This window comes from Aureimonas phyllosphaerae (assembly GCF_900113065.1).
GTDB lineage: Bacteria > Pseudomonadota > Alphaproteobacteria > Rhizobiales > Rhizobiaceae > Aureimonas > Aureimonas phyllosphaerae.
The window spans coordinates 183,408-197,070 of sequence record NZ_FOOA01000001.1; the positions used below are offsets into that span (position 1 = coordinate 183,408).

The following is a 13,663-nucleotide window of genomic DNA, read 5'->3' on the forward strand; positions in this document are numbered from 1 at the left end:
CTCAGGCGCGGCCGGCGGCCATCAGGGCGGGGTAAAGCGAGCGGTAGCGGTCGTGCGCGCGGGCGAAGGATTCGACCAGCGTCTCGTCCGGCTCGTAGCGCGCTGCGATCGGCGGTTCGGTCATCACCGAGTCCGGGTCCGCGCCGGTGGCCGCGCAGATGCCGAGGCGCGCCGCACCGAAGGCGGCACCGAAGTCGCCGGCCGCCGGCAGGGCGACGGGCGTCTCGAGGACGCTCGCCATGATCTTCAGCCAGAGTTCCGAGCGCGAGCCGGCGCCGACCGCGATCAGCTGGCGCACCCACGAGGCATGCGGCGCGGCGTCGAGGCAGTCGCGGATCGAGAAGGCGACGCCCTCCAACACGGCGCGGACCATGTCGGCGCGGCTCGTATCGGCCTGAAGGCCGATGAAGGCGCCGCGTACGGCAGCGTCGTTGTGGGGCGTGCGCTCGCCCGAGAGATACGGCAGGAACAGGAGCCGCCCTGGCGCGCGCAGGTCGTCCCCCGCCTGCGCGACGAGCGCGCCCGGCTTCTCGGCAAGAACGCCGGACAGCCATTCCAGCGAGCCCGCCGCCGAGAGCGTCACGCCCATCTGGTGCCAGAGGCCGGGAAGCGCGTGGCAGAAGGTGTGGAGCGCCGTGTCGGGAACCGGGTCGTAGCCGGCGCTCGCCGTGAACAGGACGCCGGACGTGCCGAGCGACAGGAAGCCCGTACCCGGGCGCGTGACGCCGACGCCGCAGGCCGAGGCCGCGTTGTCGCCGCCGCCGCCCGCGACCACGACGCCCTGCGGCAGGCCCCAGCGGCTGGCGAGTTCGGGGCGCAGCGTTCCGCTCGCCTCGGTGCCTTCGACGAGGCGCGGCATCTCGGCCTCGGAGAGCTTCGTCCGGCGCAGCATCGTCGACGACCAGCGCCGCTCGCCGGTGCGCAGCCAAGCGGTGCCGGCGGCATCCGACATGTCGGACGCGGCCTCGCCCGTCAGCCAGAGACGAAGGTAGTCCTTCGGCAGGAGCACGCGGCGCACGCGCTCGAAGGTTCGCGGCTCGTTGCGCGACACCCAGAGGAGCTTCGGCGCGGTGAAGCCGGGAAACACGATGTTGCCGGTGATCGCCCGCGCTTCCTCGTCGTCGAGTTCCTCGGCTTCCTCGTGGGATCGCGTGTCGTTCCAGAGGATGCAGGGACGCAGCACCTCGTCGGCCCCGTTGAGCAGCGTCGCGCCGTGCATCTGACCGGACAGGCCGATCCCCTTTACGGACGCCATCGCGGCCGGGTGCTTCGCCTGCAGTTCCGCGAGCACCGCCTCGCAGGCGACGATCCAGTCGGCCGGCGCCTGCTCCGACCAGCCGAAAGCGGGTCTCGTGACGTTCAGCGAGGCGCTGGCCGTTGCGACGGGGTTCTGATCCTCGTCGACGATCAGGGCCTTCAGCGACGACGTGCCCAGATCCAGCCCGAGATAATGGCCCATTCGCGTCCCGTCCTCCCCCGGTCGGGAAGCCCCGAGCGGCGATGATTCTTTCCTGAGTTTCACAGGTAACGTCGGATGCCGGTCATCATCAACCGCCAACCGTGCATCGGTGAAGCCGGAGCGGCTCCGACCGCTTCTGATCCGGCGCCGAACAGGCTAGAAGCGGCTCGAAGCGCATCAGCACCGGACCATTCCATGACCCGCATCGTCTACGTCAACGGCGCGTATCGCCCGGAAACCGAAGCCAAGGTCTCGGTCTTCGATCGAGGCTTCCTGTTCGCCGATGCGGTCTACGAGGTGACGGCGGTGATCGGTGGCAAGCTGATCGATTTTCCCGGGCATTGCGCGCGCCTGCGCCGGTCGCTCGCCGAACTCGGCCTGCCCTCGCCGGCGACGGACGACGAGATCCTCGCCATCCACCGCGAGCTCGTCTCGCGCAACGCGCTGGAGCTCGGGCACGTCTACCTCATGGTCACGCGTGGCGAGGCGGACCGCGACTTCGTCTTTCCGAAAGCCGACACGCCGCCAAGCTTCGTCCTGTTCACGCAGCGCCGCGACGCGATCGAGACCCGCGAGGCCGAACAGGGCCTCAAGGTCGCCTCCGTGCCCGACCTTCGCTGGGGCCGGCGCGACATCAAGACGGTGCAGCTTCTCTATCCGTCGATGGCCAAGATGGAGGCCAAGCGGAAGGGCAAGGACGACGCCTGGTTCGTCGAGAACGGAACCGTCACCGAGGGCACCAGCAACAACGCCTATATCGTCACCCACGACGGCGCGATCCGCACCCGCGCGCTCGGTCACGACATCCTGCACGGCATCACCCGCGCGGCGCTTCTGAAGGTCGCCGGCGAACTCGGGCTTCATGTCGAGGAACGGCCGTTCACGATCGAGGAGGCGCAGGGCGCACGCGAGGCCTTCGTCACCTCGGCCGGGGCGTTCGTGACGCCTGTGGTCGAGATCGACGACGTCGCGGTCGGCGACGGTCGGCCGGGCCCGATCGCACGCCGCCTGCGCGCCGCCTATCTCGACGTCGCGATCGCAGAGGCCCTTTGAACGCAGCGTCTCGACGGCGACCCGTCCGTTGCGTAAGAGCCTGCCCCATCGTTTTCGCGTCCCCGATCGAAGGGAAAACCGCATGAGCACTCGCGACATCGTCTTCATCGCCCTATTCGCCGCCCTGATGGCGGTTCTGGGAACCTTCCCGGCGCTGCAGGTGCCGCTGATCAACGTCCCCATCACCGCGCAGTCGATGGGCGTGATGCTCGCAGGCGGCATCCTCGGCGCCCGCCGCGGCACGCTCGCGATCCTCCTGTTCATCGTGATCGTGCTCGCCGGACTGCCGCTCCTGTCGGGCGGGCGCGGCGGCCTTGCGGTCCTTGCCGGGCCGACGGTCGGCTTCTTCCTCGGCTGGCTGCCGGCGGCCTTCGTCACTGGCCTTCTGACCGAACGGTTCATGCCGAAGCTGAACGTCGTCACCGCCTTCCTCGCAGCGGTGGCCGGCGGTATCGTGGTTCTCTACGCCTGCGGCATTCCCGGCATCTCGCTGGTCACCGGCACTCCGCTCCTGACGGCCGCCAAGGGCTCGCTCGCCTTCATTCCGGGCGATCTCGTCAAGGCGGGACTGGCCGCCGCCATCATCGTGACGGTGTCGAAGGCCTACCCGCTGATCGAGACGCGCACCGCCCGCCGCGCGGGATGATCGAGCTTTCCGGCGTCGCCCTCGATCGCGCAGGGCGGCGCGTCCTGTCCGGGCTCGACCTTCGCCTGACAGAGCGCCGGATCGGCGTCGTCGGCGCCAACGGCTCGGGCAAGTCGAGCTTCGTTCGCCTTCTCAACGGCTTGCTGAAGCCGAGCGAAGGCACGGCGCGCGTCTTCGGCATCGACACGACCGCCGATCCGAAGGCGGCGCGCCGGGCGGTCGGTTTCCTCTTTCAGAACCCCGATCATCAGATCGTCTATCCCGGCGTCGCGGAAGACCTCGCCTTCGGGCTGAAGAACCGCGACCTGCCGAAGCGCGAGATCGCCCCCCGCGTCGACGCCGCGCTCGTCCGCTTCGGCCTCGCCGGCTTCGGCGAGCGTCTGGTGCACGAGTTGTCGGGCGGCGAGCGGCAGCTCGTGGCGCTTGCCGGCATCATGGTGCTCGAGCCGCGCCTTCTCGTGCTCGACGAACCGACGACGCTTCTCGACCTGCGTAACACGCGCCGGGTCATGGCTGCGGTGGAAGCCGCCGACACACCGGTCGTCATGGTGACGCACGATCTCGCATTGCTCGAAGGCTTCGACCGGGTGCTGGTGTTCGAGGCCGGCCGCCTCGTCTGCGACGCGCCGCCGCGGGATGCCCTCGACGCCTACCGGCGGATCGCTGGCGCATGATCGCCGATCTCTACCGGCCGGGAGCGTCCGCGCTGCACCGGGCGCCGGCCGGCGCGAAGCTCGCGGGGCTCGCGGCGATCGGCACGGGCCTTTTCGTCATTCCGAGCCTGCCGTTGTCCTCACTCGCCTTCGTGGCGGCACTCGCAGCGATCGGCGCGTCCGGCCTCGGCTGGCGCTTTGCGGCGCGTTCCCTGCGCGCCGCCCTGCCCGTCGTACTTCTCGTCGCCGCCGTGCAGGCCTGGTTCGCGGGCTGGCACGAGGCGGCGCTCTACGGGGTGCGACTTGCGGCCCTCCTGCTCCTCGCCGGGCTCGTCACCGCGACGACCCGCCCCTCCGCCATCGCCGAGACGATCGCGTGGCTCCTCCGGCCCCTCCGGGCGATCGGCGTCGATCCCGCCCGCGTCGGCCTCGCCTTCGGTCTTGCCGTCCGCTTCGTCCCGGTGCTTGCCAGCGTCGCGGCCGACATTCGCGAGGCGCAGGCCGCGCGCGGGCTTGATCGCTCTGTCTTCGCTCTGGCCGTGCCGCTGACGCTGCGCACCTTGCGGATGGCCGACGAGATCGCCGAGGCGATCGACGCGCGCAGCTGACGCGCTGCAGCAATTTCACCCCTTCGACCGCTTGACCCTGCAACCCGTTCGACCGACCTTGGCCCCATGACTTCGATTCGATCTCTCTGCGTCTATTGCGGCTCGTCTTCGGGCCGCGATCCCATCTACCGCGAGTCCGCCGAGGCGCTCGGCACTGCCATGGGCCGCGCCGGCATGCATCTTGTCTATGGCGGCGGCACGCGCGGCATCATGGGCGCGGTGTCCGATGCCGTGATCGCCGCGGGCGGGCGCGTCACCGGCATCATCCCGCGCTTCCTCATCGACATGGAGGCGACCGAGTCCGAGCTGAAGCGGCTGGACGAGCTGGTGATCACGCAGGACATGCATGAGCGCAAGCACCTGATGTTCGAGCGCGCCGACGCCTTCGTCGCGCTGCCCGGCGGCATCGGGACGCTCGAGGAACTCGTCGAGATCATGACGTGGAGCCAGCTCGGCCGTCACGCCAAGCCGATCGCGATCGCCAATATCAACGGGTTTTGGGAGCCGTTCGCCGCCCTCCTCGACCATATGCGCGATGCGGGCTTCATCCACACGGCCCACATGGTGAAGCCGATCGTGGTGGACCGAATCGAGGACCTCCTGCCCGCCCTAGAAGCGGCGGCCCCCAAGCGCGCAAGCGAGGGCGTCGCCGAGGTGATTGAGAAGCTCTAGCGGCCCCTCAGCGCGCGGGCTCGGCGGCCAGGGTCTCTTCGGCCGCTACCCGGCGGCCGTGGACGATCGAGTAGCTGTAGAGCGCGAGCGCAGTCCAGATGCAACCGAAGGCGACGGCCTGCCAGACGCCGAAGGGCTCGCCGAAGACGAAGATCGCGGTCAGCGTGATCAGGGTCGGGGCGATGTACTGGAGAAGGCCGACCGTCGTGTAGCGCAGGAGGCGCGCGGCGGCCGAGAACAGGATCATCGGCACGGCGGTGACGACGCCGGTGCCGACGAGGAGCGCGGTCTCCGTGGTGCCGATCCCGAAATGACCGCCCCCGGCCCGCACCAGCCAGATGGCCAAGGCGAGCGCGGGGAGAAACAGGATCGTCACTTCGAGAAAGAAGCCTTCGGTCGCCCCGATCTTCACGGTCTTGCGCAGGAGACCGTAGGAGGCGAACGAAAGCGCAAGTGCGAGCGACACCCAAGGCAGGCCGCCGCTCTCGATCGTCAGCACGATCACGCCGGCCGCCGCGATGCCGACGGCCACCGTCTGCAGCCGCGTCAGCCGCTCGCGCAGGAAGACGGCGGCCATCACGACGTTGATCAGCGGGTTGATGTAGTAGCCGAGCGCGGCATCAAGGCCGTGCCCCGTCGCGATCGCCCAGACATAGACGCCCCAGTTGACCGAGATGAGGAGCGCGGTGAGGACGAGCGTTCCGAACACGCGCGGGCTGCGCGCGGCCCGCAGACCTGCGAGGCCCGTGCCGAAGGCGAGGATGCCGAGCGTCAGCACCCACGACCACAGGACGCGCTGCGCCATGACCTCCATCGAGGGGACATGCGCCAGCGCCTTCATGTAGAGCGGCAGGACGAGGCCCCAGATCGAATAGGCGGCGATGCCGTAGGCGTAACCGCTGGCGGGCTCGGCGGGGGCGTTGGGCATGGCGCGGCACTCGGGATCCGGAAACGTGCCCTGCTTCTAGCAACCCGCAACCATCACCGCACCTTAGTTTCTCTGATGGCTGCCATTCGTTTTCCTGATGCGACGCTCGGCCTCGTCAGGGATGCCGCGTGTCTCCCGACGCCTCGCCCGGCATCTCGCGATCGGGGTGCTGGTAGGAGACGATGTCGGCAAGATAGCTGTCGCCGCCCGCATCTTCCGCACTGCTTCGGACCGGCAAGTGCGCGATGCCGTCGACATAGGGCAGTTTGCCCTCGATGCCGAACTGGATCTGCGGAGCCAGCACGGACGGGTCGTCGAAGACGCCGATCGCGAGCGCCACACCGTCAGGGGCTTCGTAGGTCAACGGCGTTCCGCATTCCGGGCAGAAGCCTCGCGATACCTGATTGGACGAGCGGAAACGCTTCGGCTCGCGCTTCGTCCAGACGATCTCGGCCGCGCCGAGGTTCACGAGCGGAGCGTAGAGACCGCCGAACGCCTTCTGGCACATCCGGCAATGGCAGACGGACGCTCGCCCGATCTTGCCATGGATACGGAAGCGGACGGCGCCGCACTGGCACCCACCCGTGTGTGACGGCTCGGCTTGCAGGGTCATGATCGCGCGCTCCTTCCCGGCTGGACGTGCCCCTGGTTATGGGGCGTGAACCGGTCGGTGGCGAGGATCAGACGGTCCAGCGTGCCGGGCTCGGAATAGGCGTGGCCCGCGTCCTCGACGATCTGGAGTTCGGAGCCGGGCCATGCCTTGTGAAGATCCCAGGCGGTTTTCGGCGGCGTCACCACGTCGTAGCGCCCCTGCACGATCACGCCGGGAATGCCCGCCAGACGTCCGGCGTCGCGAATCAACTGGCCTTCCTCCAGCCAGAGGTCGTGGACGAAGAAGTGGTTCTCGATCCGGGCGAAGGCGATGGCGTGGTCGCTCGCGCCGAAGCCCCCCGCCACATCATGAAGCGTGCGCATCGAGACCGTGCGCCCCTCCCAGTCTGTCCAGGCGCGCGCGGCCCGCGAGCGCACGTTGCGATCGGGATCGAGGAGCAGCGGCCGGTAGGCGGCGATCGGGTCGGCCCGGCCGGCCTCGTCGAGCGGCGCAAGGAAGCGCTCCCATTCGTCCGGAAACAGGCGACTCGCGCCCTCGCGATAGTACCAGTCGAGTTCTTCGCGACGGCCGGTGAAGATGCCGCGCAGAACCATCTCGCTGACATGGGCGGGATAGGTTTGCGCGTAGGCGAGCGCCAGCGTCGAGCCCCAAGACCCTCCGAAGAGCATGACCTTGCCGAAGCCCGCCATGCGACGCAGGCGCTCGACATCCTCCGTAAGGTGCTGCGTCGTGTTGGCGTGCAGCGCGCCGAGCGGCGAAGACCGGCCGCAGCCGCGCTGGTCGAACAGGAGGACGTTGTACTGGTCGGGATCGAAGAGCCGGCGGTGCGAAGGGTTGCAACCGCTGCCCGGCCCCCCGTGCAGGAAGATCACCGGCTTGCCGTCAGGGTTTCCGCACAGCTCGAAGTAGAGAATGTGCCCGTCGCCGACGTCGAACTGCCCGGTACGGTAGGGCTGGATCGTCGGATAGAGCTGCCGCCGCGCCTCGCTCAACGCCGGATCTCCCAGGTGGTGACGCGCTCGCCCGTCGCGGGGTCCTTGCCGTCCTTGAGAAGAACGCCCTCCGTGGCGAGTTCGTCGCGCAAGGCATCCGCAGCGGCGAAGTCGCGCGCTTTCAGTAGGTCGAGGCGGCGCGCGATCCGCGCGGCGACGTCGGCGCTGAGCGCCTGCTCGCGAACCGGGTCGATACCGAGAAGGCGCAGCGAGGCGAGCGCCTCGACCGACCGCCCATCGTCGAAGAGGGCGTGGACGCGCGCGATGGCCGACGCCAGCGAAAGGTCGTCGCAGGCCGCCTCCAAGAACGCATCGTCCGGCACGCCCGCGTCCGCCTTGTCCGCGCCGGCCGCGCGGGCCAGCCGTTCCCACTTGTCGAGCTCGCGCACGGCGTCCTCGAGCTTGGCGGCCGTGAAATCGATCGGCTCGCGGTAGTGCGTCTTCAGCATCAGAAGCCGCACGGCCTCGCCCGGCCAGCGCCGCCCGCCGACCTTGTCGGTCTCGAGGACGTCCGCGATGGTGACGAAGTTGCCCTCCGACTTCGACATCTTGCGCCCTTCGACCTGCACGAAGCCGTTGTGCATCCACACCTCGGCCATCCGCTCGGTGCCGTGGGCGCAGCAGGACTGGGCGATCTCGTTCTCGTGGTGCGGGAAGATGAGGTCGAGCCCGCCGCCATGGATGTCGAAGGTCTGGCCGAGATAGGCCGCCGACATCACCGAGCACTCGATGTGCCAGCCCGGCCGTCCCCGGCCCCACGGGCTGTCCCAGCCGGGCTCGTTGGCCGCCGACAGCTTCCACAGAACGAAGTCGGCTGGGTTCCTCTTGTGCGCCTCGACAGCCACGCGCGCGCCGGCCTGCTGGTCCTCCAGCCGCCGATGCGACAGCGCGCCATAGGCCGGCATGGACTGGACGTCGAACAGCACCTCCCCGCCCGCGACATAGGCGTGGCCTTTCTCGATCAGCGTCGCGATCATGCCGATCATGTCGGGCAGGCCGTCGGCGCGCGGCGCGACGAAGGCGGTCGCGCGCGGCTCGACCGTCGGCGGCAGGCAGCCGAGCGCCGCGACGTCCTTGTGGAACTGCGCGGCCGTCTTCTCCGTAACCCGCGCGATGGCGTCGTTCAGCGGCAGGTCGGGAAAGTCGCGCGCGGCCCGCGCGTTGATCTTGTCGTCGACGTCCGTGATGTTGCGGGCGTAGACGACGCGCGTCTCGCCGTAGAGGTGACGCAGCAGGCGGAACAGGACGTCGAAGACGATCACCGGCCGCGCGTTGCCGATATGGGCGAAGTCGTAGACCGTCGGACCGCAGACATACATGCGCACCCGCCGGTCGGCTTCCGCCACGCTGCCCTCGCGCCAGTCGAGCGGCCGGAAGGCCTCCTTTTGGCGCGTCAGCGTGTTGGTGAGGTGCAGGCGATGCGTCTCGTCGGTCATGTCGGTCCTCGGTCCGCCGCCGTCGTGGCAGCGCAGCAGAGCTACAGCCAAACCGGAAACCGTTCAAACCGAGGTGAACCCGCCGCCGCCGTTCAGCTTGTGTTAAGTATTCGTCGCAGTGCCGTTCCTTATTGCGCAATGCAGCATGATGCAATCACGCCACATGTCACGGTGGCAACCTTTTGTTAAGTATAGATTCGTCGTCTTTTCAGATTTGCGCCGCTAGAAAGACGCATTCGGACGGCTTTCTTCGGCCCATCACGTCACCACAGGCATGCGGCAATGAACCAGCAGCAATTCAACTTCCGATCCCGCACCGAGCGCGAGCGCGACTCGAAGCTCGTCAGCAATTATCGCGAAATCGGCATCGCAGCGGTGCTCGCGGCGAAGGCCACGCGTCGCAAGGACGAGAGCGGCAAGGCCGCCGCGCAGCGGACCGTCGCGAACGTCAACGCCCGCGACTGATCGAAAAAGCAGGATCTCCGGCTCAGCCGGATCGAACCGCTCGGAGCCCGCCCCTGCGGCGGGCTCGTCTCGTTTGCGGCTTTATCAGTGCCGCGAGAGGAAGGCCGCGAGAACGTCGCGCGCCGCCAGAAGGTCCCGCCGGTCGATCATCTCACACACCGTGTGGATGTAGCGCGTGCCGACCACGATGCCGATCGCGCGAGCACCCGACGCCGCCTGCTGAAGCGAGGCGCCGTCCATGCCGCCGCCGGCGAGGATCGTACGCTGGCTGGCGATCCCCTCCTCCTTCGCCACCGCCTCGAACTCGCGCACCAACGCACCGTCGGCGATGAAGGAGTTGTCCTTCATATGGAGGCCGAACCCCGCGCCGAGTTCGGTCGTCTTGTCGCGCTCGGGCACGCCCGGCGTGTCGCAGGCGAGCGTCGTGTCGATGCCGATGCCGATATGCGGCTTCAGGTCGTAGGCAACCGTTCGCGCCCCGCGAAGCCCGACCTCCTCCTGCACCGTGAAGGCGACGGTGAGCTGGCACTTGTGGCTGCGTCCGTCCGCCAGGAGCTTGCGCACGATCTCGAGGCCGAGCCAGCAGGCGATGCGGTTGTCGAGCGCCTTCGATACGATGCGCTCGCCCATCTCGACCAGCGGCTCGTCCATCACCACGAAATCGCCGACGCGGACCTTGTCCTTCGCCGCGGCGCCGAGGCCGAGGTCGATGAAGAAGTCGGTCGGCTCAGGCACCTTCTTGCGGTCCTCGGGCGCCGAGATGTGGACCGGCTTGCCCTCGGCCATCATGATCCCGCGATAGTCGCCCTCGTCGGTGCAGACGAGAACACGGCGCGAGAAGAGATTGCGCGGGTCGAAGCCGCCGACCGGCGAGACATGCACGAAGCCCTTGTCGGACACGTGGCTGACGAGGAAGCCGATCTCATCCATGTGGCAGGCAAGCACGATGCGCTCGGGGTTCTCGCCCTCGCCCTTCCTGGTGCAGACCAGCGAGCCCATCACGTCGGTCTCGATCGTGTCGAAGAGATCGGCGGCTTCCCGGGCGATGAGATCGCGCACGCGATGCTCGTGGCCGGGCACGCCGGGGGTTTCGCACAGCCGCTTCAGAAGATCGATGTTCATGGGGTCCGTCCGTCGGAAGGTTCTGGAAACAACGAAAGCTGGCCGGGGCTCTCGGGCGCCGCGGCTTCCGCCCCCTGTCCTGAACCTCCGGCCCCATGTTGGCAACCGCGTTGACGCGGTCCGACACGGGCACTGTTTCCCAGCCGTCGACGTGTCCGGCATGGAGGAGATCGCGGATGCCGGCGGAGGACTGGCCGGACACGTCGAGCCATCGCTCGAAATCGTCCGGCGCGACCACGACCGGCGCGCGCTCGTGGATCGCGGACAGGCGCGGGCCCGCGGCGGCGGTCAGGATCGCGACCGTGTCGATCTCGCTGCCGTCCGCGGCGAGAAAGGTTTCGTGCAGGCCAGCGAACGCGGCGACCTCGCCGGCAGCCAGGCGCACAAGGAAGGGCTGCGGCTTTCCGGCGCCCGCCCGGCGCCATTCGTAGAAGGCCGTGGCGGGCACGAGGCAGCGCCGGTGGCGCAGCGCGCCACGAAAGGACTGGCGCTCGGCGGCGGTCTCCGAGCGGGCGTTGAAGAGGAGGGGCAGGTGCGCGGGATCCTTGGCCCAGCCGGGGATCAATCCCCAGCGCGCGAGGCGGGCCTCGCGCCGGTATCCGCCGCGACCGGGATGGAGCGCCACATGCAGCACCGGCTGCGTCGGGGCGATGTTGAAGCGCGGCGGAAACGGGTCCACCGACACGAGATCGAAAGCCGCCGCCACCGCCTGGGGTGACGCGGTCAGGGCAAAGCGTCCGCACATGGCGGCGAGGATGGGCGAGCCGATGCCGCGCGGCAAGTCTTGCCGTCGCGCGACCGTTCGCCCTATCTCCCGCGCCATGAGCCCCCGCCGCCCCCTTCTTGGTGTTTCCGTCTGCCTGCTGCGTGCAGGCGAGGTCTGTCTCGTGCGCCGGGGCCGTGCGCCCTGGGCGGGCGCCTGGAGCCTGCCCGGCGGGCGCGTCGAGTTCGGCGAGCGGCTGGAGAATGCAGCGCGCCGCGAGATGCGCGAGGAGACAGGCGTCGAGCTTGAGGCGATCGAGCTTCTGCGCCTGCACGAGTCGATCGATCCCGATCACGACGCCCATGCCGTGATCGCCGTCTTCCGCTCGCTGGCCGAGTGGAACGGCGCCGCGGTCGAGGCCGCCGACGACGCGGAAGAGGCGCGCTTCTTTCCGGTGAACGACGTGCGCGCGATGGAGGCGGAGGGGCGCACGACGCCGGGGCTCGCCGCGATCGTGGAAGAGGCGGCCGTGCGCTAACCTTAACGCGTGCGAGGCGCGGCCAAGTCCTTCGCGTGTCTTGCATTCACCCCAATCGGCCTGCAAACGTGCCGCATGGCCGTTGCGGACAATTTTCGTCGACTTCTCGGGACCGCTTTCATCGCGCTGGCGCTCGGCAGCGGGGCGGCGTCCGCGCAGGGCGGCAAGCCTCCCGCCGAGGTGACGCCCGCGGCGGAGGAACCGGCCGCCAAGCCCTCCAACGCGCCCTACATGAAGCCGCTGTCGCGCCTTGCCACGGTGCTCGGCTCGCTGCACTTCCTGCGCGGGCTCTGCGGCGATGCCAACGCCGACGTGTGGCGCGAGAAGATGAACGCGATCCTCGAGGCGCAGGCGCCCGGAGAGGCCGACAGGCGAACCCTGGTCGCACATTTCAACCAGGGGTATCGGTCCTTCGAATCGACCTACCGCAAGTGTACCCCGGCTGCGACGGTGGCCGTGGAAAGATATGCCAAGGAAGGTGCCGACCTTTCGCGCGAGATCAGCGCAAGGTACGGAAGTTAACGTTTTGTTCAGAGGGTGGTTTGCGACAGCGACCCGCCTTCCCCGCCCGGAGACCGGCCAGACCGGGCAGCGGAAGAAGGAGTATCCGGCATGATCGATCTGCACGGTTCCGACCTCGACGACATGATCGTCGCCGAAAAGAAGCAGGTCGCGAGCGAATACCACAACGAGGCGTGGGCTGACGGCATCTCCGACGGCATCGAGGCGGACATCCTTGCCGAGACCGCGATGGCGACGGCCGTGACCGAACTCGTGCGCCATCACGGCGAAGCCGAGGTCCTGGACCTCCTCGACGCGCTGCGCCGCCGCGTGGAGTACGGCGAGTTCCGCGCCGTTCGCTCGTTCCAGTAAGGCAGGACGGGCAGCGTCCGCCCGAATGGTGACATGACCCGTTTCCAGCGCGCCCTCCTCGCGTTCACCATCCTCGCCGGTAGCGGGCTCGCCGCCCTGCCGGCCTCCGCGCTCTCGCAGATCACCGGCGAGGACGGCAACGTCCCGCCGGGCCGCGAGGGTATCGTCGCCGTGCCGCTGCCGCCGGTTCCCGGCCAGCCCGCCACGACGCCGGATGACGGCCAGCCGCCTGTGCCGCCTGCAAACGAGGGCGGTGTTCCGGTTGCTCCCAACGCGACCGCGCCCGCGGAGTCGCCGTCCGGCCCGATCGAGACGGCACCCGGCGACGATGCCGTGGTGCCCGACGAGGGCGCCGCGCGCGCGCCGACGGGCGATGTGCCGCCGATTGAGATCGTCTACGGCGACACGGACCTGCCCCAGCCGGTGCGCGACCTTCGCGCCAAGCTGATCGAGGTCGCTCGCACCGGCGACATCGAAAAGCTGCGTCCCTACTTTCAGACGGGGGCCGACCCGACCGTCGTCTCCGCGACGATGCCGGACCAGGATCCCGTCACGACGCTCAAGGAGGCTTCTGGCGACGGCGAAGGCGTCGAGCTCCTCGCGATCCTGCTCGAGACGCTCGAGGCTGGCCATGTCCGCCTCGACCCGGGCGGCGACAACGAGATCTATGTCTGGCCCTACTTCACGCAGGTCGATCTCGGCGCGCTGTCGAAGCCGCAGCTTGTCCAGCTGTTCGAGCTGGTGACGGCAGGTGACTACCAGCGCATGGTCGCCAACGGCTCCTACGACTTCTACCGCGTCGGCATTTCGCCCGAGGGCCGTTTCGAGTTCTTCGTCGACGGCGACTGACCACCTTGTCTTCGCCGCGGTGATCGGCACATAGGGATCGAAGGCCGCGCCTG

General features: G+C 68.9%; 16 protein-coding genes and 1 pseudogene. 10 read left to right on the forward strand and 7 right to left on the reverse strand.

Features of this window, described 5'->3' with window-relative positions; all coding sequences use genetic code 11:
• Position 1: 1 nt before the first annotated feature.
• A complete protein-coding gene (gene xylB, locus BM175_RS00885) occupies positions 2 to 1,459 on the reverse strand; it encodes a xylulokinase (protein WP_090958098.1) in 1,458 nt (485 codons plus the stop codon).
• 195 nt (positions 1,460 to 1,654) lie between these two features.
• Between xylB and BM175_RS00890 the strand changes: the two genes are divergently transcribed.
• The 5 genes from BM175_RS00890 to BM175_RS00910 all read left to right on the forward strand — a co-directional run bounded on the left by BM175_RS00890 (position 1,655) and on the right by BM175_RS00910 (position 5,091).
• The gene (locus BM175_RS00890; RefSeq protein WP_090958100.1) at positions 1,655 to 2,512 is read left to right on the forward strand and encodes a D-amino-acid transaminase; all 858 of its coding nucleotides are present in this window, start codon (positions 1,655 to 1,657) and stop codon (positions 2,510 to 2,512) included.
• Between the two features lie 82 nt (positions 2,513 to 2,594).
• Positions 2,595 to 3,158 carry a biotin transporter BioY gene (locus BM175_RS00895; RefSeq protein WP_090958102.1) on the forward strand — a complete coding sequence of 188 codons (564 nt, stop codon included), beginning with the start codon at positions 2,595 to 2,597 and terminating at the stop codon, positions 3,156 to 3,158.
• A complete protein-coding gene (locus BM175_RS00900) occupies positions 3,155 to 3,832 on the forward strand; it encodes an energy-coupling factor ABC transporter ATP-binding protein (protein WP_090958104.1) in 678 nt (225 codons plus the stop codon). The genes BM175_RS00895 and BM175_RS00900 overlap by 4 nt, the downstream gene beginning before the upstream one ends.
• On the forward strand, positions 3,829 to 4,419 hold the full coding sequence (locus tag BM175_RS00905) for an energy-coupling factor transporter transmembrane component T family protein (RefSeq protein WP_090958106.1): 591 nt from the start codon (positions 3,829 to 3,831) through the stop codon (positions 4,417 to 4,419). Before BM175_RS00900 ends, BM175_RS00905 begins: the two co-directional genes overlap by 4 nt.
• Before the next feature lie 66 nt (positions 4,420 to 4,485).
• Positions 4,486 to 5,091 carry an LOG family protein gene (locus tag BM175_RS00910; RefSeq protein ID WP_090958108.1) on the forward strand — a complete coding sequence of 202 codons (606 nt, stop codon included), beginning with the start codon at positions 4,486 to 4,488 and terminating at the stop codon, positions 5,089 to 5,091.
• A gap of 7 nt (positions 5,092 to 5,098) precedes the next feature.
• Here the strand turns inward: BM175_RS00910 and rarD are convergent, their stop codons facing one another.
• The 4 genes from rarD to cysS form a co-directional block, all read right to left on the reverse strand.
• Positions 5,099 to 6,019, reverse strand: coding sequence for an EamA family transporter RarD (gene rarD / locus BM175_RS00915; RefSeq protein WP_090958109.1), 921 nt, complete (start codon positions 6,017 to 6,019; stop codon positions 5,099 to 5,101).
• Between the two features lie 115 nt (positions 6,020 to 6,134).
• Complete coding sequence (locus BM175_RS00920) at positions 6,135 to 6,632, reverse strand: GFA family protein (RefSeq protein ID WP_090958111.1); 498 nt, start codon at positions 6,630 to 6,632, stop codon at positions 6,135 to 6,137.
• Complete coding sequence (gene pip, locus BM175_RS00925) at positions 6,629 to 7,624, reverse strand: prolyl aminopeptidase (protein ID WP_210185751.1); 996 nt, start codon at positions 7,622 to 7,624, stop codon at positions 6,629 to 6,631. The genes BM175_RS00920 and pip overlap by 4 nt, the downstream gene beginning before the upstream one ends.
• Entirely contained in the window at positions 7,621 to 9,060 is a 1,440-nt protein-coding gene (gene cysS, locus BM175_RS00930; RefSeq protein ID WP_090958113.1) for a cysteine--tRNA ligase, read from the reverse strand. The genes pip and cysS overlap by 4 nt, the downstream gene beginning before the upstream one ends.
• A 282-nt stretch (positions 9,061 to 9,342) precedes the next feature.
• Between cysS and BM175_RS00935 the strand changes: the two genes are divergently transcribed.
• Positions 9,343 to 9,525, forward strand: a complete 183-nt coding sequence (locus BM175_RS00935) for a hypothetical protein (protein WP_090958114.1) — start codon at positions 9,343 to 9,345, stop codon at positions 9,523 to 9,525.
• Positions 9,526 to 9,609: 84 nt separating this feature from the next.
• On the opposite strand, the gene BM175_RS00940 is transcribed toward BM175_RS00935, so the two are convergent.
• Both BM175_RS00940 and BM175_RS00945 read right to left on the reverse strand, forming a co-directional pair.
• Entirely contained in the window at positions 9,610 to 10,647 is a 1,038-nt protein-coding gene (locus BM175_RS00940) for a M42 family metallopeptidase (protein WP_090958116.1), read from the reverse strand.
• A gap of 163 nt (positions 10,648 to 10,810) precedes the next feature.
• A pseudogene (locus BM175_RS00945) lies at positions 10,811 to 11,470 on the reverse strand (SOS response-associated peptidase); the annotation flags it as partial.
• Here BM175_RS00945 and BM175_RS00950 point away from each other — a divergent pair.
• From BM175_RS00950 to BM175_RS00965, 4 genes are all read left to right on the forward strand, one after another.
• A complete protein-coding gene (locus BM175_RS00950; protein WP_175526716.1) occupies positions 11,469 to 11,888 on the forward strand; it encodes an NUDIX domain-containing protein in 420 nt (139 codons plus the stop codon). The pseudogene BM175_RS00945 and the gene BM175_RS00950 overlap by 2 nt on opposite strands.
• Positions 11,889 to 11,963: 75 nt before the next feature.
• Positions 11,964 to 12,410 (forward strand): TIGR02301 family protein, encoded by a 447-nt coding sequence (locus BM175_RS00955; protein WP_090958120.1) that lies wholly within the window; start codon positions 11,964 to 11,966, stop codon positions 12,408 to 12,410.
• A gap of 90 nt (positions 12,411 to 12,500) precedes the next feature.
• Positions 12,501 to 12,761, forward strand: a complete 261-nt coding sequence (locus BM175_RS00960) for a hypothetical protein (RefSeq protein WP_090958123.1) — start codon at positions 12,501 to 12,503, stop codon at positions 12,759 to 12,761.
• Between the two features lie 33 nt (positions 12,762 to 12,794).
• The gene (locus tag BM175_RS00965) at positions 12,795 to 13,610 is read left to right on the forward strand and encodes a hypothetical protein (RefSeq protein WP_090958125.1); all 816 of its coding nucleotides are present in this window, start codon (positions 12,795 to 12,797) and stop codon (positions 13,608 to 13,610) included.
• Positions 13,611 to 13,663: the final 53 nt, after the last annotated feature.